This window comes from Roseateles flavus (assembly GCF_039872765.1).
In the GTDB taxonomy this organism is placed as follows: domain Bacteria; phylum Pseudomonadota; class Gammaproteobacteria; order Burkholderiales; family Burkholderiaceae_C; genus Roseateles_B; species Roseateles_B flavus.
The window spans coordinates 223,561-244,551 of sequence record NZ_JBDPZC010000005.1 but is presented as its reverse complement, the minus strand read 5'-3'; the positions used below and the strand labels follow the sequence as shown (position 1 = coordinate 244,551).

The following is a 20,991-nucleotide window of genomic DNA, read 5'->3' as shown; positions in this document are numbered from 1 at the left end:
TCAATAACTTGCGTCGTTCAATTTTTGCTGAACTGGTTCAGGGGGTGGGAGTTGTAAAGCGCGCCGACATGCCTGTCGCGAGCGTCAGACTTGCAATGACGACAAAGGGCGCCGAATCGAGCGAGCTTTCGCAGCCGGCCCATGTCCCACTCGCCCCATGAAGACAGCGCGTTCGGCCAGATCAGTGCCCACCAAGCGCTCCATCCGGCTGCGGATGTCGTGAGCCATTGGCATGGCGTGTGCAGACCGGGAGAAATGGCGGCTCTCCCGCGAATACCGGCTAAATACCAGCGGAGTCACCTCGGGTTGCAGCTGCAAGCTCAGCGCGCTGGCCTGGAGCCAGAAACGTTGAATGGCGCGCCCCGCCTCCACATAGTCCTGCGGATCGCGTGCTGGCCTGAGGGCGTGGATCACGAAATGTGCGGCGCAGCCAATGGACGGCACGAAATCCAGTTCGATGCGCGGTGCCCAGGTGCCCGCCAGAAAGGTGTTGAAAAACTTGACACGCTGCCAGCTCTTCATCACCTGGCGCATCAGCAGCACGGTGCCGGCGCTAGCGCCCAGTGCCTGGTCGGGGACTTTGTCGGTGCTGAACTGCGCATGCCACTCGATGATGTCTCGATGGACCTCATAGGCTTCCTCGATGGTCAAGCGCAATTTGGCGGAGTGAAACAGCAGCTTGGCTGTCTTCAGTCGCTCAAAGCGCTGGTCGAGCCAATGCACGGCCATACCCTCGGGAAGGCAGGACTGGAGCGCAGATTTCTCCTGCGCGGTGAGGGGCGTGCGGTGCAGGGGGCGTCGTTGCACGCTGCGCTTCTCGATCTGGGCAGCCAATTCCTGCTGGCTGGGGCCGTCTGCAGGATGGATGCTGATGTCAAAGCGCGGCCGGGGTTCATCGCTGAAGTCCATCTGGTCGATGTTCATGCGCCAGCCCTTGCTGGCAGCAGCAATCGAGAAGGTCTCCAGCCAGGTGCCGAAACTGATCTGGCTGGGGTGGCCATCCAGGTCATAGACGCAATGGTCTCGCGTATCGAAACCATGGACGCGCAGCTGCCGATCGCCCCGCTTCTCGAAGCGCCAAGGCTGGGTGTTGTCCCCGCTGGGGGCCCATCGGGCCATGTCCAGCAATCGGTCCAGCATATCGGGCTCAGTCATTCAAGTCTCCCTGTTGGCGAATTGCCGGGTCTTCTGGAATCTTGACATAGCTTCCGAAGATTGGCGCAAACTGGAGAGCGGTAGTGGATGGTCCAAAGCTTGGCTCAGAACGCAGCAAGGCACGCGCCCCATGCGGGGTGATCAGGGAAGAACATATGCAAGAACAGTCCGGATTCGATTACGGCAAGGCCTTTTCCCGAAATATCGGGTGGGTGACGGAAGCCGAGCAGCAGAAGTTGAGGCGATCCACCGTGGCGATTGCCGGGCAGGGCGGGGTAGGGGGCGCGCACGCCCTCACGCTCGCGCGCCTGGGAATCGGCGGCTTCCGCCTGGCCGACTTCGATGAATTCGAGGTGCACAACTTCAATCGGCAGGTCGGTTCTTCCATGGAAACGATCGGCAGGCCAAAGGTTGAGGTCATGGCTGAGATGGTGCGAAGCATCAACCCGGAGGCGGACGTTCGCTGCTTTGAGCAAGGCGTCAACGAGGCCAATGTCGCGGCTTTCCTGGACGGGGTGGATGTCTATGTCGATGGCATCGACTTCTTTGCCGTCGATGCCCGTCGCCTGCTTTTTGCTGAATGCGCGCGCCGTGGCATTCCTGCGCTGACGGCTGCCCCGCTGGGCATGGGAGTGGCGCTGCTGTATTTCAAGCCTGGCGCCATGAGTTTCGAAGAGTATTTCAAGGTCGATGGCCAGCCTCGCCAGGAGCAATATGCCCGTTTCATCGCCGGGCTTTCACCAGCCATGCTGCAGCGGCCTTATCTGGTGGAGCCGCTGGCTGTCAACTTTGCCGAGCGAAAGGGGCCGTCGACCATGATGGCCTGCGATCTTTGCGCTGGCGTGATGGGAACTTCCGTGCTGAAGGTGCTGCTGGGGCGGGGTGAGCTGCGTCCGGCACCCTGGGCCATGCAGTTTGATGCCTACCGCCAGAAACTCAGCTATACCTGGCGCCCAGGAGGGAATGGCAATCCCTTGCAGAAACTCCTGATGATGTTTATTCGGCCAGTGCTGCGCGGCACAAACTCGTAAGCACTTGTGAGTGCCTGGCGTCCTGCACTCATACGAGGGATGGGCATGCCGCGGCGACTGGTGTGCAATCTCCGCCTGGGAAAATGGCCCTCGACGGACGCTGGCGGTCGCTGGTGCCGACGAGGCTCGCGGGAATGCTTGCGGGCTGTCGTCGCCCCTATGGCATGATGACTTGCCGGGTACGTTGGCCTGGCCGCAGTGCGCTCAGTCATCCCTTTCTGAAGATCAGCGAAGAAGGACAGCTCTATGTTCAAAGCCCTTGCCCTGCGTGGGTTCGTCGTTGTCGCGCTCGGCGCGGTTCTGAGCCTGCTCGGTGCCTGTGCCACGTCCGGCAAGTATCCGCAGGCCCCTGCCAAGGTGGGTGAAGGCAATTACAGCTACATCATCGGTGCCGGGGATAACCTGAACATCATCGTGTGGCGCAACCCCGAGCTGTCCATGACGGTGCCGGTCCGCCCTGACGGCAAGATCGCCACGCCGCTGATCGACGAACTGGTGGCCCAGGGCAAGAATCCCGTGGAAGTGGCACGGGACATCGAGAAGCAGCTGTCCAAGTATGTCCGTGATCCGGTGGTCACCGTGATCGTGACCAGTTTTGTCGGCCCCTACAGCGAACAGATCCGCGTGGTGGGTGAAGCTGCCAAGCCTCAGTTCCTTCCCTACAAGCAGCAGATGACCTTGCTGGACGTGATGATTGCCGTGGGCGGGCTGACGGACTTCGCTGCGGGCAATGAGGCGACCATCCTGCGTTCGTCGGAAGGCAACAAGCAGTATTCGGTGCGCCTCAAGGACTTGATCAAGCGGGGCGACGTGTCCGCCAATGTCGAGATGCGGCCTGGCGACATCCTCATCATTCCCCAGAGCTTCTTCTAAGCCCCATGACCGGCTTGGTTTCTCCGAGGCCGGGCATGCAACTTGACGGCGGTGGTCGCGCAGGCGGTCACCGCTGATTGCTTCCGACAAGCGGACAACAATGGAACAGTTATTCTCTCAGTTGCTGACGTTGGGTCGGCGCATGTGGAAGTACCGTTGGGCCGGTCTTCTGGCAGCCTGGCTGGTGGGGGGCCTGGGCGTCCTGGCAGCCTTGCTGCTGCCCAATCGCTATGAGGCCAGCGCCCGCATCTACGTGGATACGCAGTCCATTCTCAAGCCTTTGATGAGCGGCCTGGCTGTCCAGCCGAACGTGGACACGCAGGTGCAGATGCTCAGCCGGACGCTGATCAGCCGTCCGAACATGGAGAAGCTGGTCCGCATGGCGGATCTGGACCTGGGCAACCAGAGCAAAGCCCAGCAGGAAGCGTTGATCGAGATGCTGACGCGCGAGCTGTCCATCCGCAGCACGGCCAAGGACAACCTCTACACGCTGTCCTATCGCGACAAGGACCCCGACACCGCCAAGCGGGTCGTGCAGTCGCTGGTGTCCATTTTCGTCGAGTCCAGCCTGGGCGCCAGCCGCAAGGAAACGGCTACGGCGACCACCTTCATCAACGAGCAGATCAAGAACTACGAGGCCAAGCTGGAAGAGGCCGAAGCGCGACTGAAGGAATTCCGCCTGCGCAATCTCGAGCTCACCGCCAGCGAAGGCAAGGATGCGGCCTCGCGGCTGGGCGAGCTGAGCAACCAGCTGGACCGGGCGCGCCTGGAGCTGCGCGAAGCCGAGAACGCGCGCAGTGCGGCCAAGCAGCAGCTGGCCGCCGAACGGGCCCGCCTGGACAGTGCGGCTCAGACGGCTCTGCAGGACCCTTCCGCCTTTGCCATGCCGGAGATGGACGCCCGCATCGACGCCCAGAAGCGCAATCTGGACGTGCTGCTGCAACGTTTCACGGACCAGCACCCGGACGTCATCCAGACCCGCAAGCTGATCAAGGATCTGGAAGAGCAGAAGAAGCGCGAGCTGGCCGACATGCGTCGCAACAACAGCGGTTCCCTCGGCACCGGCAGCGCCAGCACGGGAACCCCCGTGCAACAGGACCTGTCCCGCATGCTGGCCACCACCGAGGTGCAGGTGGCCCAGTTGCAGGCGCGGGTGGGGGAGTACTCGGCGCGCTATCAGCAGGCGCTGTCGGCGCTCAAGACCGCGCCGCAGCTGGAGGCCGAGGCGGCCCAGCTGAACCGTGACTACGCCGTCCACAAGAAGAATTACGAAGAGCTGGTGGCGCGTCGTGAATCGGCCGCCATTTCGGGCGAGCTGGACGTGGCGTCCGGCGTGGCCGACTTCCGGCTGATCGACCCGCCGCGCGCATCCAACCAGCCCGTGGCGCCCAACCGCCTGGTTCTGTTGGCTGCGGCCTGGGGCCTGTCGGTGGCGGCTGGCCTGGGAACCTCCTTCATCGCCAGTCAGCTGCGCCCGGTGTTCCATGACACCCTCGAGCTGCGTGACGTGACCGAGCTGCCCGTTCTAGGCGTGGTCGGCCGCCTCAATACGCCGGCGGAGGCGTCTCGAGCGCGGCGCAGCATGCTGCGTTTCTGGTCGGCGGGCAGCCTGCTGTTCATCTGTTTTGCCATCGGGATCGCAGCGATGGCCGTCATTGCGAATCGGGGGGCTTGATCATGGCCGGCAGTCTGATTGAACAAGCGGCGCAGCGCCTCGAGCAGCTGCGGCAGGCCGGGGTGGACATCGACCAGCTGACGCCTCCCGCCGTCCCTCCGCCCATGGTCAGCGACCACCAGGCATCGCCCCTTCCGGCGGCGCCGGTCACGGCAGGTCCGCGGGCTCCCGTGGCATCGTCCGCGACCGCCTCGGGTGGCGCCGTGGCAGCGGCCCGCAGCGCGTCCGTGCCTGCGCCCGCCGTCTCCAAGCGTGTCGAGCTGGATCTTGAAGCCCTGGCGGCCATGGGTCTGGTGACGCCCAATGCCCCGCGGACGCCCATGGCGGATCAATACCGCGTGATCAAGCGTCCGCTGATCCGCAATGCCACCGGACGTGGCGCGGAAATGCTCAACCATGGCAACCTGATCATGGTCACCAGCGCCCTGGCCGGCGAGGGCAAGAGCTTCACCTCTCTCAACCTGGCGATGAGCATCGCGGCCGAGTTGGATCACACGGTGATGCTTGTGGATGCTGACGTGGCGCGCCCTTCCGTGCTGCGCATGCTGGGCCTGCCTCCGGGCCCGGGCCTGCTTGATGTCCTCGATGAATCCGTGGACCTGGCGGATGCACTGCTGCGCACCAGCATCGACAAGCTGACCGTCTTGCCCAGCGGAACGCCCCATGCCCGCGCGACCGAGCTGCTGGCCAGCGATGCCATGCGCAAACTGCTGGACGACATGGCCCGGCGCTATCCGGACCGCATCATCATCTTTGATTCGCCGCCCTTGCTGCTGACCACCGAGTCCGCCGTGCTGGCCTCCCAGATGGGGCAGATCGTGGTGGTGGTGCACGCCGAGAGCACGCCGCAGTCCGCGGTCCGCCGTGCCCTGAGCACCATCGAGTCCTGCCCCGTCCGCCTGATGCTGCTGAACCAGGCACGTGTCGATGCCGACGGCAGCTATGGCTACGGCTATGGCTATGGTTACGGCTACGAGCACAGCGAGTCGCCGGACGCCTCTGCCAGCCTGCAGCCTGCCGAGGTGTCTGGACATGAGCATTAAGACGCTGGATCGCTCGTCGCCGCTGGTGCTGGGGGTCTGCATGGCAGCCGGGCTGCTGGGGCCGGCCAGTGCACAGGAAGCCGCCGAGGGCACCAGTGCTGCGAGCCGGCGCCAGATCACGCTGGAGCCGCGAGTCCTGGTCTCCCAGGGCTACACCAGCAACCTCAAGCTCTCAAGCAATGCGCCGGATGCCGCCCTGGTCACCACCCTGGCGCCGGGGCTGTCCTTGCGGGCGCGTGGCCTGGAGCTCAATGGCAATCTGGACTACTCGCTGAACGGGAACTACTACATGAAGTCCCCGGAGCCGGATCGCGTCTACCACCGGCTCAGCTCCCAGCTGCGCTGGGCGCCCGCCGACGGCTCCATGTTCGTGCAGGCGGCGGCCACCATCTCGCAGCAGAACCTCAGCGCGCTCGGGCCGCGCAGCGTGGACCCCAATCTGCCCAACCCGAATGCGACCCAGGTGGCCAACCTCAGCGTGATGCCGGGCCTGCGCCTGCGCCTGGGTGATACCGCGATCCTGGAGTCACAGGTCAACCTGACGCTCAACCGGGCCAAGGACACCAATCTCGGCGACAACAGCGGCTATGCCGCGGGTGCCGTGCTGCGGCCGTCACGTGCCGGCACGCTGCTGGGCTGGCAGGTCATGGCCGACGTCCAGTCCACCCAGCCGCGAGTCGGGCGACGGGTGGCCAGCGATCGCCTGATCGGCATGCTGACCTATCGCCCGGACCCCGACTGGGAGGCCAGCGTCAATTTCGGCACCGACTCCAACAACTTCACCAGCGAGGCCAAGGAACGCAAGCCGGCCTACGGCGTCCAGCTGACATGGCGGCCTTCGCCGCGGACCACGGCCTCCCTGGCCGCAGACCGCCGCTCCTATGGCAATACCCACAGCCTGGCTTTTGAACACCGGCTGGCACGGCTGTCCTTGCGGGTTTCCGACATCCAGCAGGTGTCCCCGCCCGGCGTGCAGGGGGGGCTGGGCACGCGGACCAACTACGACCTGCTGTTCCAGATGCTGGCATCACTGGAACCCGACGCCGACAAGCGGCGGGAGCTGGTGCTCGCAACCTTGAGGGCCAGCGGCCTCTCGCCGGATGCGGTGTCGGCGCCGGGCTTCCTCAGCTCGGCGGTCAGCTTGTCGCGCTCGCAGCAACTGGGCTTGCTGTGGCAAGGCCTGCGCACCACGGTGAGTGTCTCGCTGGCACACACCCGCAACCAGCGTCTGGGCGCGGTGAGCCTGCCGGGCGATGACTTCGGCCTCGGCGACCGCATCTCGCAGCAGGGTGGGGTCGTGGCCGTATCGCATCGCCTGACGCCCATGAGCAGCCTGTCGCTGGGCTACACCGACCAGCGCACCCGCACCGAACAGGCCAAGGTGAACAGCACGCACCTGCGCACGCTCAGTGCGGCGCTGAGCATGCGTCTGCCTCGGGACCGGACGCTGTCGTTCAGCGTCCGCCGGGCCGAGATGGAAAGCCCTTTGCAGCCCTATGTGGAGAACGCCGTGACCGGCACTCTGCAGCAATTGTTCTAGTTCCATGTATGAAGCTTTTTACGGGCTGACGAGCAAGCCGTTCCAGCTCAGCCCGGATCCCAATTTCTATTTCGGCAGCAAGCAGCACAGGCGCGCCAAGGCCTATCTGGACTACGGCGTGCTGCGCAATGACGGCTTCATCGTCATCACCGGCGAGGTGGGGGCAGGCAAGACCACGCTGCTGCGCGGCCTGCTGGACAGCCTGAACCGCAGCAATACCGTCATCGGCAACCTGGTGACCACGCAGCTTGACGCCGAGGACACGCTGCGCCTGGTCGGTGCTGCCTTTGGCGTGCGGGTCAAGGACCTGCCCAAGTCCGAGCTGCTGATGGCCCTGGAGGCCTTCCTGGTGAGCCAGGCGGCCCAGGGCAAGCGCTGCCTGCTGGTGGTGGACGAGGCGCAGAACCTCAGCGCTCGCGCCGTCGAGGAGCTGCGCATGCTCTCCAACTTCCAGTACGGCAACCAGTCGCTGCTGCAGACCTTCCTGGTCGGTCAGCCCGAGTTTCGCGCCATCCTGCAGCGGCCGGAGATGGAGCAGTTCCGCCAGCGCGTGGCGGCCACATGCCACATCGGCCCGCTGGACGAGGAAGAGACACAGCGCTACATCGAGCATCGTCTCAAGTGCGCGGGCAGCACCGGCAATCCCAGCTTCGAGCCCGCCGCCTTCAGCGCCATCCACAAGGCCTCGCGCGGCATTCCGCGCCGGATCAACAGTCTGTGCGATCGCCTGTTGCTGCTGGGCTTCATGGCCGGCCGCATGTTGCTGACGCAGGCGGACGTCGATGAAGTCGTCAAGGACATCCGGGACGAAGCCGCCATTCCTGACTCTGCGCATGCGGCCCTGGCCACGGGTCCGGCTTCGTTGCCGGCCGCGCACCTGGGGCAAATCGGCCTGGACATCGACATCGGCCAGATCCAGCTGCCGCCAGGGACGGGGCAGGGCATGTCCGCCCAGATCCTGAACCTGGCCCAGGACCACCACACGGACCGCCTGCAGCGCCTGGAACGCAGCCTCATGCGCCTGGAGCGCATCAACCTGCAGACGCTGGCCCTGTTGCAGAAGCTGGTCGACGCCGCCAGCATCAAGGAAAGACGGGAAGGGACGGAGCCATGAAGCCGGTCAACGCCATGACCATCGACGTAGAGGACTACTTCCAGGTCTCCGCCTTTGCGCCCTACATCCGCCGGGAGCGCTGGAACGAGCTTGAATGCCGGGTCGAGCGCAACGTCGACCGCATCCTGGAGCTGCTCGCCGCCCATGACACGCGGGCGACCTTCTTCACCCTGGGCTGGATTGCCGAGCGCTACCCGGCACTCGTTCGGCGCATTGTCGCTGCGGGGCACGAACTGGCCAGCCACGGCTACGGCCATGAACGCGCGAGCGACCTGAGTCCTGAGGCCTTCCGCGAGGATCTCAGCCGCGCCAAGAAGGTGCTGGAAGACCTGGGCGGCCTGCCGATCCTGGGCTATCGGGCCCCGAGTTTCTCGATCGGCAAGGGCAATCTCTGGGCCTTTGATGTATTGCGGGAGACCGGCCACCAGTACAGCTCGAGCGTCTATCCGATTGCCCACGATCATTACGGCATGCCGGATTCACCGCGGACGCCGTATTTCGTTCGCGAGGGCCTCCTCGAGATTCCGATTACCACGTTGCGCCTGTTCGAGCGCAATCTGCCCAGCAGCGGCGGCGGCTATTTCAGATTGTTTCCCTATGGCCTGTCGCGCTGGATGCTGGAGCGCGTCAACGCCCATGAGGCGCAGTCGGCGGTGTTCTATTTCCATCCCTGGGAAATCGACCCTGATCAGCCGCGCGTTCAGGGGATTGATGCGAAATCCCGCTTTCGCCACTATGTAAATCTTTCGCGCACGGAGGGGCGGATTGCCCGTCTGTTGAAAGATTTCAAATGGGGCCGCATGGACGAGGTTTTCCTCAAACCTCGATTGACGGCTCAAGCAGCGGGTCAGCACTGAATGTCATTCGAGTTGGTAATCCAAGGCCTGGTGTCCATGGCTCAGGTCCGGGATGGGCGTGTGCGCACGGCATGCAGGCGTCCGGACGTCGGTCGCTCCGAGGCGTCCACGCGATGGCAGGTGACGCCGGCACGCCGTGCCAGGCCGGTGAGGGCTTGAGATGGCCAACATCCTCTACCTCGTCCACCGCCTGCCGTACCCACCCAACAAGGGCGACAAGGTCCGGTCCTGGCATCTGCTGAAGCACCTGGCGCAGCGCCACCGCGTGTTCCTGGGCACCTTTGTCGATGACCCGGAGGACTGGCAGTACCTGGACAAGCTGCGCAGCGTCTGTGCCGATGTCTGCGCCCTGCCGCTGAACCCCCGGCTCGGCAAGCTGCGCAGCCTCAAGGGCCTGCTCAGCGGCGAGCCCCTGGGCCTGCCCTACTACCGGGATGCCGCGATGAGTGCCTGGGTGCAGCGCTGCCTGAAGGAACAGGCACTCGATGCCAGCATCGTCTTCTCGTCCACCATGGCCCAGTACGCCCTGGATCTGCCCCTGCCCATGCTGGTCGACCTGATCGACGTGGACTCGCAGAAATGGGTGGGCTATGCCCGTGCGCATCGCTGGCCCATGTCCTGGGTCTATGGCCGCGAAGGGCGCACGCTGCTGGACTACGAGCGCCGCATCGTCGGCGCTGCCCGGATGAGCTATTTGGTCACCGAGCCGGAACGGCAGCTGTTCCTGGGCCTGGCGCCCGGGCTGGATGCCAAGATCCAGGCCCTGTGCAATGGGGTCGACAGCGACTTTTTCCAGCCGCAGCAGGACAGCGCGAGTCCCTTCTCCGGCCCGGGGCCGCATCTGGTGTTCACCGGCGCGATGGACTATTGGCCGAATGTGGATGCGGTGTCCTGGTTTGCCGAGGCGGTGTTGCCGGCGGTGCTGCAAAGGCATCCTCAGGCGCAGTTCCACATCGTCGGACGCAGTCCCACGCCAGCCGTGCAGGCCCTGGCCGGGCCGCAGGTGCGCGTGACCGGCACGGTGCCCGACGTGCGGCCCTATCTGCAGCATGCCGATGCTGTCGTCGCCCCGTTGCGTCTCGCCCGTGGCGTGCAGAACAAGGTGCTGGAGGCCATGTCCATGTGCAAGGCCGTGGTCTCGGCGCGCGGCTGTGCGCAGGTGATCGGGGCCCTGCATGGTGACGCCCTGTACGAAGCCGAGACGGCCGAGGAATACCTGGACGCGCTCGAGACCGTGCTGGCGGATCGCGAGCAGTCGCGGCGCGTCGGGCTGGCCGCACGCCGCTATGTGCTGGATCACTACAGCTGGGATGCACACTTGTCGGCCATCGACGGTGCCCTGGACCGGGCCATGGGGGGCGCATGCTGAAGGAATTGCTGCAGGACTGGGTCCACGACACCCGTAGCTTCTGGCGCAGCCTGCCTGACAGCCTGCGGGCCAGCTGGCGCTCGGCGCTGCTGGCCTGGCTGCTGTGCACCGTGGCCGCCGTCGGCCTGCTGTGGCCGTCCTTCGAGTCCATGGTGGGCATCTGGTCGCGCTCGGACACCTTTGCCCACGGCTACCTGGTCTTCCCGGCGGTGCTGTGGCTGGCCTGGCGCCGGCGCTATGACTGCCTGGTGCTGACGCCGCGCCCCTGGTGGCCGGCCCTGCTGGGTCTGGCCCTGCTGCTGCCGGCCTGGCTGGTGGTGCGCCTGGCCCACGTGAATGCGGCCGAGCATTTCGCCATCGTGGCGCTGCTGGTGCTGCTGGTGCCCCTGGTCTTCGGCCGGGCCGTTGCCCTGCGCCTGCTCTTCCCACTGAGCTTCAGCTTCTTTGCCGTGCCCTTCGGTGAATTCCTGCTGCCCACGCTGATGAACTCCACGGCGGACTTCACCGTGGCTGCCCTGCGGGCCACTGGCATTCCGGTGTACCGCGAAGGCCTGGAGTTCGTCATTCCCAGCGGGCACTGGTCGGTGGTGGAGGCCTGCAGCGGGATTCGCTACCTGATTGCCTCCTTCATGGTGGGCACGCTGTTCGCGTACATCAACTACCGCAGCGCCTGGCGCCGCTGGATCTTCGTGGCGGTGTCGCTGGTGGTGCCTCTCATCGCCAACTGGCTGCGGGCCTACATGATCGTGATGATCGGCCACCTGTCCGGCAATGAGCTGGCCACGGGCGTGGATCACATCATCTATGGCTGGATCTTCTTCGGCCTGGTGATGACCCTGCTGTACATGGTGGGCATCCGCTATGTCGATGCGCCACTGGTCGAGCCGCAGCCTGAGGTGCCTGCCCAGGCGCAGGGTGCTCGTGCGCCCTGGCTCCAGACGGCCCTGGCCCTGGTGCTGCTGGCCCTGCCGGCCGCCTGGGCCTACCACGTCGAGCATCTGCCGGGCGCAGATGCGCCCGTCGCGCTGGCACCCCTGGATCTCGAGTCCCAGGGCTGGCACCTGGTCGAGGGCTCGACGCAGGGTGGCTGGAAGCCAGCCTATGGCGGCGAAAGCGCTCGGCAGCAGTCCTGCTATCAGAAGGACGGGCGTTCCTTCTGCATCTGGGTGATGTTCTACCGGGGGCAGGACGAAGAACGCAAAGTGATGAATTCGGAGAACCGGCTGGCCGGCTTCAAGGACGACTGGGTGGAGCAAGCCGCGGCCGAGGCCGGCCCGGCGTCGGGCATCTGGCGTGCTGCCCAGCTGCGGCAGCGCATGCACGTGACCGGCACGCGCGAGGCGCTGCAGGTGATGCAGACGCACTGGGTGGACGGCCATTTCACCAATTCCTCGGTGCGCGCCCGTCTGTTCACGGCCTGGTGCCTGCTGGGAGGGCGCGTGGACAACGCGGCCGCCGTGTTCATCTATGCACCGCAAGCGGAGGAGGGGGGCTCGGCCCTGGCAGAGCTTCTGCCAACCTTGACCCCCGTGATTCAAGGCTACCTGCAGTCACAGTCTCAGCGCTGAGGACTGGCCATAATTCGAGAATCTTCAGAAAGGTATTTGTATGACGACTTTGGCAGTGATCGGTCTGGGCTATGTGGGCCTGCCGCTCGTCGTGGAATTCGGTAAGCAGATCAAGACCATCGGTTTTGACATCCACCAGGGCAAGGTGGACGCCTGCAAGCGCGGGACCGACCCGTCGCGCGAACTGACGGACGAACAGGTGCAGGCCGCCAAGCACGCGGTCTACACCTCGGATCCCGCCATGCTGGGTGAGGCCGACATCATCATCGTCGCCGTCCCCACGCCCGTGGACGAGGCCCACATCCCCGACTTCAAGCCCCTGATCGGTTCCTCGACCAGCGCCGGCCGCCACATGAAGAAGGGCGCCATCGTGGTCTATGAGAGCACCGTGTACCCCGGTGCCACCGAAGAGGTCTGCATCCCCGTGCTGGAGCGTGAATCCGGCATGAAGTGGAAGCAGGACTTTTTCGTGGGCTACAGCCCCGAGCGCATCAACCCGGGCGACAAGGAACACACCCTCACCAAGATCCTGAAGATCGTCTCCGGCGACACGCCCGAGACCCTGGATCGTGTGGCCAAGCTCTACGAGATGATCATCGTGCCGGGCGTGCATCGCGCTTCCAGCATCAAGACCGCCGAGGCGGCCAAGGTCATCGAGAACACGCAGCGTGACCTCAACATCGCGCTGATGAACGAGCTGGCCATCATCTTCGACAAGATCGGCATCGACACCAGTGAAGTGCTGGAAGCCGCCGGCACCAAGTGGAACTTCCTGAAGTTCAAGCCGGGCCTGGTGGGTGGCCACTGCATCGGCGTGGACCCCTACTACCTGACCCACAAGGCCGACATGCTGGGCTACCACCCGCAGGTCATCCTGGCCGGCCGTCGCATCAACGACAGCATGGGCAAGTTCATCGCCGAGCAGACCATCAAGCAGATGATCGCCAGCGGCTCGCACATCAAGGGTTCCAAGGTCAATGTGCTGGGTCTGACCTTCAAGGAGAACTGCGGCGACCTGCGCAACTCCAAGGTGATCGACATCATCAACGAGCTCAAGACCTACGGTGTGGACGTGATCGTGACCGATCCCCAGGCCGAGTCGGCCGAGGCCGAGCACGAGTACGGCGTGAGCCTGACGCCCTGGAACGAGCTGCCCAAGGCCGACGCCATCGTGGCTGCCGTGTCGCACCGTGAATTCGCCAGCCTCAGCGTGGCGCAGTTGGGCGAGAAGCTGGTGGCGGGCGGTGCTTTCGTCGACGTGAAGGCCGCCTTCGACGAAGCGGCCCTGAAGGCGGCGGGCTATCGGGTCTGGCGCCTGTGATCTCCGAGGCGGCTCCGGCCGGGCCTGAGACCCGGCGCAGGGCCGCCGCCCATGATTGTGAAGATTGCTTGCCGAGCTTGCTCGGCAAGCTTGTTTCCGGACCAGGCCAGACCAGGGCCTTGGCCCGGTCGGGGCATTGCGGATTGAAGGCAGACCATGTGCGGCATCACCGGCATTTTTGACACCCGCCAGGCGCGCGCCATCGACGGCGCCGTGCTGCGTCGCATGAACGACTCCCAGCACCACCGCGGTCCGGACGAGGGCGACCTCTACCTGGAACCCGGCCTGGGCTTCGGCCACCGCCGCCTGTCCATCATCGACATCGCCACGGGTCAGCAGCCGCTGTTCAACGCGGACCGCAGCGTTGCCATCGTCTTCAATGGCGAGATCTACAACTACCAGGAACTCATCCCCGAGCTGCAGGCCCTGGGTCACCAGTTCCACACCCGCAGCGACACCGAAGTCATTGTTCACGCCTGGGAGAGCTGGGGTGAGCGCTGCGTGGACCGCCTGCGTGGCATGTTCGCCTTCGTGATCTGGGATCGCAAGCAGCAGTGCCTGTTCATGGCGCGTGACCGCCTGGGCGTCAAACCCCTGTACTGGACGGTGCTGGACGACGGCCTGCTGCTCTTCGGCTCCGAGCTGAAGTCCCTGCTGGCCCATCCGCAGCTGCGGCGCGAGATCGAGCCGCAGGCGGTGGAGGAGTACTTTGCCTTCGGCTACGTGCCCGAGCCGCGCACCATCTTCAAGGGCATCCACAAGCTGGACATGGGCCACACCCTGCGCATCCAGCGCGGTGTGCCGATTCCGGCGTCCAAGCCCTTCTGGGATCTGCGCTACACGCTGGACAACCCCATCAGCCTGGCCGATGCCCAGGCCGAGCTGCTGGAGCGTCTGCGCGAGTCCGTGCGCCTGCGCATGATCGCCGAGGTGCCGCTGGGCGCCTTCCTGTCCGGCGGGGTCGACTCCAGCGCGGTGGTGGCCACCATGGCTGGCCTGTCGGACCAGCCGGTGCGCACCTGTGCCATTGCATTCGACGACCCGCGCTTCAACGAGTCCGAGTTCGCCGCCATGGTCGCCCAGCGCCATGGCACGGCCCATGTCTGCCACACCGTGGGCAGCAATGACTTCGACCTCGTGGACACTCTGGCCCGGCTCTACGACGAGCCCTACGCCGACAGTTCCGCCGTCCCCACCTACCGCGTCTGTGAGATGGCCCGCCGCCATGTCACCGTGGCCCTGTCCGGTGATGGCGGGGACGAGGCCTTCGGCGGCTATCGCCGCTACAAGCTGCACATGCTGGAGTCCGGCCTGCGCGGCATGCTGCCCGGCCGCATGGGGCAGAGGGTCTTCGCTGCGCTGGGGCGCGCCTATCCCAAGCTGGACTGGGCGCCGCGTTTTCTGCGCGCCAAGACCACCTTCCAGGGCATGGCCATGGACCCGGTCAGCGCCTACTGCCATTCGGTGTCCCAGAACAAGGCCCCGCTGCGCCAGCGCCTGTTCAGCCCCGCGATGCGCCAGGCCCTGGCCGGCTACAGCGCGGACCAGGTCTTCCACCGCCACGCACAGAACGCCAATACCGACGACCAGCTGGCCCTCATCCAGTACCTGGACACCAAGACCTACCTCGTCGGCGACATCAACACCAAGGTGGACCGCGCCAGCATGGCCCACTCGCTGGAAGTGCGCGAGCCGCTGATGGACCACGAGCTGCTGGAATGGCTGGCCACGCTGCCCTCCTCGCTCAAGCTGCACGGCCAGGAGGGCAAGTACCTGCTCAAGAAGAGCATGGAAAGCCAGCTGCCGCACGAGGTGCTGTACCGGCCCAAGATGGGCTTCTCCGTGCCCCTGGCCAACTGGTTCCGCGGGCCCTTGAAGGACAAGGTGCGTGAGTCCGTGCTGGGGCCGCGCCTGGCCGACACCGGCTGGTTCAATCCCGACTGCCTGCGGGATCTCGTCGACCAGCACCAGTCCGGCCGGGCCGACCACAGCACGGCCCTGTGGTCCTTGACCATGTTCGAGGCCTTCCTGCGCGTCGTGGTCGATGGCCCCCATCCGGTGGTGCCCGACCATGCCATCGCCAGCAAGGCCGTGCCGGCCCTCGCCACCCCGTCTGCCGCCTCCTGATATGACCGTCCGCGTCCTCCACATCCTCGACCACTCCCTGCCGCTGCACAGCGGCTACACCTTCCGCACGGCCTCGCTGCTGCGCGAGCAGCGCAAGCTGGGCTGGGAGACCCTGCATGTCACCAGCCCCAAGCACGAGCAGAGCTCGGGCCGCCACGATGGAGCGCTGCAGGAGCAGGTCGATCACTGGACCTTCCACCGCACCCCGCTGGCCGAAGCCAGCGGCCTGCCGGTGATCAAGGAGATGCAGCTGATGCGCGCGCTCGAACGCCGCATCGACACCCTGATCCAGGAACACCGCCCCCACATCCTCCATGCGCATTCCCCCGTGCTGAATGCCTTGCCGGCGGCAAGCGCCGCGCGGCGTGCCGGCCTGCCGGTGGTCTACGAGATCCGGGCCTTCTGGGAGGACGCCGCGGTCGACCACGGCACCACCACCGAGGGCAGCCTGCGCTACAAGGCCACGCGGGCCCTGGAGACTCGTGCCATGCGCCGCGTGGACCATGTCTTCACCATCTGCGAGGGGCTGCGAAGCGACATCCTGGGGCGCGGCATTCCCGCGTCCAAGGTCAGCGTCATCCCGAACGCGGTGGACATAGCGAGCTTCGAACCCGGCGGTCAGCCGGACCCGGACCTGCAGGCGCAGCTGGGCCTGCAGGGGGCCAAGGTGCTGGGCTTCATCGGCTCCTTCTATGCCTACGAAGGCCTGGACTTGCTGCTGGACGCGCTGCCTCAGATGCTGCAGCGGGACCCCAGCGTGCGCCTGCTGCTGGTCGGCGGCGGCCCGCAGGATGCCGCCCTGAAGGCGCAGTGCCAGGCCCTGGGCCTGGCCGACAAGGTGGTCTTCACCGGGCGCGTGCCGCATGCCCAGGTCCAGCGCTACTACGACCTGATCGATGTGCTGGTGTTCCCCCGCCATCCCATGCGCTTGACCGAGCTGGTGACGCCGCTCAAGCCGCTGGAGGCCATGGCCCAGGGGCGCCTGCTGGTCGCCTCGGATGTGGGCGGCCACAAGGAGCTCATCGAGGACGGGCAGACGGGCCACCTGTTCAAGGCAGGCGACCGCCAGTCTCTGGCCGATGTGGTGATGCGCGTGCTGTCGGCCCCGGCCGACTGGCCGCGCGTGCAGGCCAACGGCCGTCGCTTCGTCGAGGATGTGCGCAACTGGCGCAACAGCGCGGCCAATTACGTGCCGGTCTACGAACGCCTGCTGGGCCGCTCCGTGGCCTGAAGCTGCCGACGATCGCATCGCCCCCGGTATCTCCCCCGGCTTCGCCCCCTCGCACCTGCCCGCATGGACCGTCCCCTCCGCACGCTGCTGTTTTCCACGCTGTATCCCAGCCCCAGCCGCCCGGGGCATGGCATCTTCGTGGAGACTCGCCTGCGCGAGCTGCTGAAGGCGGGCAAGGTGCAGGCCAAGGTGCTGGCGCCGGTGCCCTGGTTTCCCTCCTCGAATCCGCGCTGGGGGGCCTGGGCCAAGATGGCGGCTACGCCGCGCCAGGCCGTGCACAACGGCATCGAGGTCCGCTATCCGCGCTACCTGCTGCCGCCCAAGGTGGGCATGAATGTGGCTCCGCACCTGCTGGCCCTGCGCTCGGCCCTGGCCATCCGCCAGTGGATGAAGGAGGGGCTGGCATTCGATGTCATCGACGCCCACTACTACTACCCCGATGGCGTGGCTGCTGCCTGGCTGGCCCGGCACTTCGACAAGCCGCTGACCATCACCGCTCGCGGCTCGGACCTCAATCTGTTCCCGACCTTCCCCTGGCCGCGCAAGCTGATCCAGGGCGCCGCGCGGCAGGCGGACGCCTCCATCGGCGTCTGTGCCGACCTGATGGAACGCCTGCATGAGCTGGGCGAGCCGCGCGACAAGCTCCATGTGTTCCGCAACGGCGTGGACCTGCAGCGCTTCCGGCCCCTGGACCAGGCACAAATGCGCCAGGAGCTGGGCCTGGAGGGCGGTCCGTTGATGCTGTCGGTGGGGCACCTGGTGCCGCTCAAGGGGCATGACCTGTGCGTCGAGGCCCTGGCTCGGCTGCTGCCCCAGTTCCCCCAGGCGCGGCTGGTCATCATCGGGGAGGGCGCGGACCGGCCGCGCATCGAAGCCACCATCCAGCGCCTGGGTCTGCAGGACAAGGTCCGCATGACCGGGGCCCTGCCCAATGCCGAGCTGCTGCGCTGGTACAGCGCCGCAGACATGCTGCTCCTGGCCTCCAGCCGTGAAGGCTGGGCCAATGTGCTGCTGGAAGCCATGGCCTGCGGTGCGCCCGTGGTGGCCACGCCGGTGGGCGGCTCGCCCGAGGTGGTGCAGAACGACATCGCCGGGCGCCTGGTCGCCTCGCGCGACGGCGAGGGCATCGCGGCGGCCGTGGCCTCCCTGTGGCAATCCCACCCCGGGCGCGAGGCCGTCCGCCGCTATGCTGAGGACTTTTCCTGGGACGCCACCAGCGAGCAGCAGTACCAGCTGTTCCACCGTCTGGTGGAGGCACATGCGGCCAGATCCTCTGCACGGAGCACCCCATGATGGTCATGATTGCGCCCGGCGCGCCGCGCCGGCCTCTCCTGATGCCGCCCTCCACCTCGACCCCGGCCCCGGCCATGGCCCCGGCTGTTCTGCCCTGTTCATGAAGACTGACGCCCGCCTGCACGTCATGCACCTGCTCTACCGTTTCTCAAGCGGTGGGCTGGAGAATGTCGTCACCCAGCTGATCAACGGCCTGCCGCGGGACCGTTTTCGCCACACCCTGGTCGCTCTGACCGAGGTCGACCCCGTCTACCGCGCGCGCATCGAGACGCCAGACGTGCAATGCCTGGCCCTGAACAAGCAGCCCGGCGGCCCGCTGCCGTACTGGCCGCAGGCCTGGCGCCTCTTCCGGGAGCAGGCGCCCGACGTGCTGCACAGCTGCAACCTGGCCGCGATGGATTTCCTCCCCATGGCCGCGCTGGCGCGCATTCCGCGGCGCATCCACGCTGAGCATGGCTGGGACGTCAGCGACCCCGGTGGCAGCAATCTGAGGAACCGCCGCAACCGGCGGATCATGGCGCCCTTTGCCCAGGACTTCATCGCCGTCTCCGAGCAGGTGCGTGACTACCTGCGCGACACCATCCGCGTGCCAGCCCCGCGCATCCAGCTGATCACCAATGGCGTGGACACCGAGCGCTTCCGCCCGCCGCAGTCCGGCGAGGCCTGGCCCGAGGGCTTGCCCTTCCGCGCCGGCGAGCATCTGCTGATCGGCACGGTCGGGCGCCTGGACCCCGTCAAGGACCAGGCCCGGCTGATCGAGGCCTTCGCCCAGCTGCAGACCATGGATGACGAGGCCTGCCGCCGGGCCCGCCTGGTCCTGGTGGGCGAGGGCCCGCTGCGGCAGGCCCTGGGAGAGCGGGTGGCGCAGCGCGGTCTGCAGGACCGTGTGTGCTTCGCCGGCCAGCGCCAAGACGTGCCCGCCGTGCTGCGGGCCCTGGATGTCTTCGTGCTGAATTCCCTGACCGAGGGCACCTCCTGCGCCCTGCAGGAAGCCCTGGCCACGGGCATGGCCATCGTTGCAAGCACCGTGGGCGGCAATGCCGCCGTGCTGGGCGAGGGGACGGCCGGCCATCTGGTGCCGCCCTCGGACACAATGGCGCTGGCCCAGGCCTTGAGGCAGGCCCTGGCACAGCGCCTGGACCCCGCCGCCCGTCTGGCCCAGCAGGAGGCCGCGCGCTCGCGGGCCCTGAGTGCCTACTCGCTGCAGGCCATGCTGGCCCGCTACGAGACCCTGTTTGCCAGCCGGAAAGGGCAGGTCGTGCAATGAAGGAGTATCTGGTCATCTTCGCGCAGCTGCTTTGCGTGGGCTGGCTGCTGCGCACCATGTCCAAGGCGCGAGGCAAGCTGGACGAGGAGGAGCTGGGCTGGTTCGACATCCGCTTGGGCGGCAAGGTGCCCAAGCCGCCGAAGTCCACCCGCAAGCCGCCGGCTCCCAAGGTCGCGGCCTGGCCCGACGAGGGGAGGGGGCCGCGTGCGTGACATCATCACCCTGATCTTCATGCTGGGGCTGGCGCCCCTGGTGATCCGCAGCGCCTTTGCCTCCCTGCTCATGTGGTCCTGGGCCAATCTGGCGGCCCTGGGCTTCTACATGTTCGGCTTCATGGCCGGCGTGCCCTACGTGATGATCTTTGCGGTCTCGACCCTGGTGCTGATGCTGACGCAGCGCAAGCAGATCGTCGGGCGCTGGGAGCTGGGCGGGCCGCAGATCCTGTTCCTGATGTTCTCGCTGCATGCCCTGTTCGTGGCCAGCCTGGCTTATGGCGGGATCGAGCGGAACTGGGAGATCGCCACCAATCTGCTGAAGAACATCCTGCTGTGCCTGCTGATGCCGCTGCTGGTGGTCAATCGCACGCGCCTGGTGGCCATGGTCATCATCATGGCGCTGGGTTTGGGCGGGCATGGCGTGGTGGAGGGCCTCAAGTTCCTGGCCTCGGGGGGCGCGCACATCGTGCTGGGCAACGCCAAGCTGGGGGACAACAACCACTTCGCGCAGTCGGTGCTGCTGTCGGTGCCCCTGGCCTTCTACCTGTGGCAGTACAGCAAGACCCGACCCTGGCGCTATGCATTGCTGGGCTTCATGTTCCTCGTGGCCATGGCGGTGATCGCCACCAAGTCGCGCGGGGGCCTGATCGGCTTCGTGTGCTTCGGCGTCTGGATGGTGCTGATGGGCCGGCAGAAGTTCAAGGGCCTGCTGATCTTCCTGGCCATCGGCCTGGCCATCTACGCCGCCGCGCCGGCCAGCTGGTTCGAGCGCATGGAGACGCTGCAGTCCGCCAACGAGGACGCGTCCTTCATGGGCCGCGTGACCGCCTGGAAGCGCGCCAGCGCCATCGCGGTGGAGAACCCCGTCTTCGGCGGCGGTTTCCGGGCGGTGCAGGCGCCGGTGATCTTCGAGCAGTTCCGCTACAAGCAGGGCTTGCTGGGCTTTGTCGAGACGCCCAATGTCAACTACCCGGCGGCCGCCCACAGCATCTACTTCGAGGTGCTGGGCGACATGGGCTTCGTCGGCCTGCTGATCTTCGTGGCCCTCATGTGGACCACCTTCGCGGCACGCGGCGAGGTGCAGCGGCTGGTGAAGAAGTCCGGGCGGGATGACCTGCTCTGGGCCGCCGACATGGTCAATGCCCTGGCCGGCGCGATGTTCATTTTCCTGATCACCGGTGCCGCCCTGAGCGCCGCCTTCTACGACTTCCACTACATGCTGGTGGCCCTGGCGGACTGCGTGCGCCGCTATGTGCGCGAGCAGGTCAACCCCCGGAAATCCACGGCGGCGCTGCGGCCCTGAGCCCTGCCC

The 20,991-nt window shown here is 66.2% G+C and carries 17 protein-coding genes; 16 read left to right on the top strand and 1 reads right to left on the bottom strand.

Annotated features, from left to right (window positions below):
* Positions 1–84 precede the first annotated feature (84 nt).
* A complete protein-coding gene (locus ABDJ40_RS12665; RefSeq protein WP_347610178.1) occupies positions 85–1,155 on the bottom strand; it encodes a nitroreductase family protein in 1,071 nt (356 codons plus the stop codon).
* Positions 1,156–1,310: 155 nt separating this feature from the next.
* Here ABDJ40_RS12665 and ABDJ40_RS12660 point away from each other — a divergent pair, with 155 nt between their 5' ends.
* The 16 genes from ABDJ40_RS12660 to ABDJ40_RS12585 all read left to right on the top strand — a co-directional run bounded on the left by ABDJ40_RS12660 (position 1,311) and on the right by ABDJ40_RS12585 (position 20,982).
* Positions 1,311–2,186: a ThiF family adenylyltransferase gene (locus tag ABDJ40_RS12660; RefSeq protein WP_347610176.1), complete on the top strand. Its 876-nt coding sequence runs from the start codon at positions 1,311–1,313 to the stop codon at positions 2,184–2,186.
* A 246-nt stretch (positions 2,187–2,432) separates the two neighbouring features.
* Complete coding sequence (locus ABDJ40_RS12655; RefSeq protein WP_269632682.1) at positions 2,433–3,059, top strand: XrtA/PEP-CTERM system exopolysaccharide export protein; 627 nt, start codon at positions 2,433–2,435, stop codon at positions 3,057–3,059.
* Between the two features lie 100 nt (positions 3,060–3,159).
* On the top strand, positions 3,160–4,734 hold the full coding sequence (locus ABDJ40_RS12650; protein WP_347610173.1) for an XrtA system polysaccharide chain length determinant: 1,575 nt from the start codon (positions 3,160–3,162) through the stop codon (positions 4,732–4,734).
* A 2-nt stretch (positions 4,735–4,736) separates the two neighbouring features.
* Positions 4,737–5,777 (top strand): XrtA-associated tyrosine autokinase, encoded by a 1,041-nt coding sequence (locus tag ABDJ40_RS12645; protein ID WP_347610171.1) that lies wholly within the window; start codon positions 4,737–4,739, stop codon positions 5,775–5,777.
* A complete protein-coding gene (locus ABDJ40_RS12640; RefSeq protein ID WP_347610169.1) occupies positions 5,767–7,317 on the top strand; it encodes a TIGR03016 family PEP-CTERM system-associated outer membrane protein in 1,551 nt (516 codons plus the stop codon). Before ABDJ40_RS12645 ends, ABDJ40_RS12640 begins: the two co-directional genes overlap by 11 nt.
* A gap of 4 nt (positions 7,318–7,321) precedes the next feature.
* The gene (locus ABDJ40_RS12635; protein WP_347610167.1) at positions 7,322–8,431 is read left to right on the top strand and encodes an XrtA/PEP-CTERM system-associated ATPase; all 1,110 of its coding nucleotides are present in this window, start codon (positions 7,322–7,324) and stop codon (positions 8,429–8,431) included.
* Positions 8,428–9,288, top strand: a complete 861-nt coding sequence (locus tag ABDJ40_RS12630) for an XrtA system polysaccharide deacetylase (protein WP_347610165.1) — start codon at positions 8,428–8,430, stop codon at positions 9,286–9,288. Before ABDJ40_RS12635 ends, ABDJ40_RS12630 begins: the two co-directional genes overlap by 4 nt.
* Positions 9,289–9,448: 160 nt before the next feature.
* The gene (locus ABDJ40_RS12625; RefSeq protein ID WP_347610163.1) at positions 9,449–10,657 is read left to right on the top strand and encodes a TIGR03087 family PEP-CTERM/XrtA system glycosyltransferase; all 1,209 of its coding nucleotides are present in this window, start codon (positions 9,449–9,451) and stop codon (positions 10,655–10,657) included.
* Positions 10,651–12,225: an exosortase A gene (gene xrtA, locus ABDJ40_RS12620; RefSeq protein WP_347610161.1), complete on the top strand. Its 1,575-nt coding sequence runs from the start codon at positions 10,651–10,653 to the stop codon at positions 12,223–12,225. The genes ABDJ40_RS12625 and xrtA overlap by 7 nt, the downstream gene beginning before the upstream one ends.
* 40 nt (positions 12,226–12,265) lie before the next feature.
* On the top strand, positions 12,266–13,546 hold the full coding sequence (locus tag ABDJ40_RS12615) for a nucleotide sugar dehydrogenase (RefSeq protein ID WP_347610159.1): 1,281 nt from the start codon (positions 12,266–12,268) through the stop codon (positions 13,544–13,546).
* Between the two features lie 156 nt (positions 13,547–13,702).
* On the top strand, positions 13,703–15,673 hold the full coding sequence (locus tag ABDJ40_RS12610) for an XrtA/PEP-CTERM system amidotransferase (RefSeq protein WP_347610157.1): 1,971 nt from the start codon (positions 13,703–13,705) through the stop codon (positions 15,671–15,673).
* A 1-nt stretch (position 15,674) separates the two neighbouring features.
* Positions 15,675–16,904 carry a TIGR04063 family PEP-CTERM/XrtA system glycosyltransferase gene (locus ABDJ40_RS12605; protein WP_347610155.1) on the top strand — a complete coding sequence of 410 codons (1,230 nt, stop codon included), beginning with the start codon at positions 15,675–15,677 and terminating at the stop codon, positions 16,902–16,904.
* Positions 16,905–16,967: 63 nt separating this feature from the next.
* Entirely contained in the window at positions 16,968–18,197 is a 1,230-nt protein-coding gene (locus ABDJ40_RS12600; protein WP_347610153.1) for a glycosyltransferase family 4 protein, read from the top strand.
* Positions 18,198–18,297: 100 nt separating this feature from the next.
* Positions 18,298–19,464 (top strand): glycosyltransferase, encoded by a 1,167-nt coding sequence (locus ABDJ40_RS12595; protein ID WP_347610151.1) that lies wholly within the window; start codon positions 18,298–18,300, stop codon positions 19,462–19,464.
* Positions 19,461–19,676 (top strand): hypothetical protein, encoded by a 216-nt coding sequence (locus tag ABDJ40_RS12590; protein ID WP_347610149.1) that lies wholly within the window; start codon positions 19,461–19,463, stop codon positions 19,674–19,676. The genes ABDJ40_RS12595 and ABDJ40_RS12590 overlap by 4 nt, the downstream gene beginning before the upstream one ends.
* Positions 19,669–20,982, top strand: coding sequence for a putative O-glycosylation ligase, exosortase A system-associated (locus ABDJ40_RS12585; protein WP_269632696.1), 1,314 nt, complete (start codon positions 19,669–19,671; stop codon positions 20,980–20,982). The genes ABDJ40_RS12590 and ABDJ40_RS12585 overlap by 8 nt, the downstream gene beginning before the upstream one ends.
* Positions 20,983–20,991 lie beyond the last annotated feature (9 nt).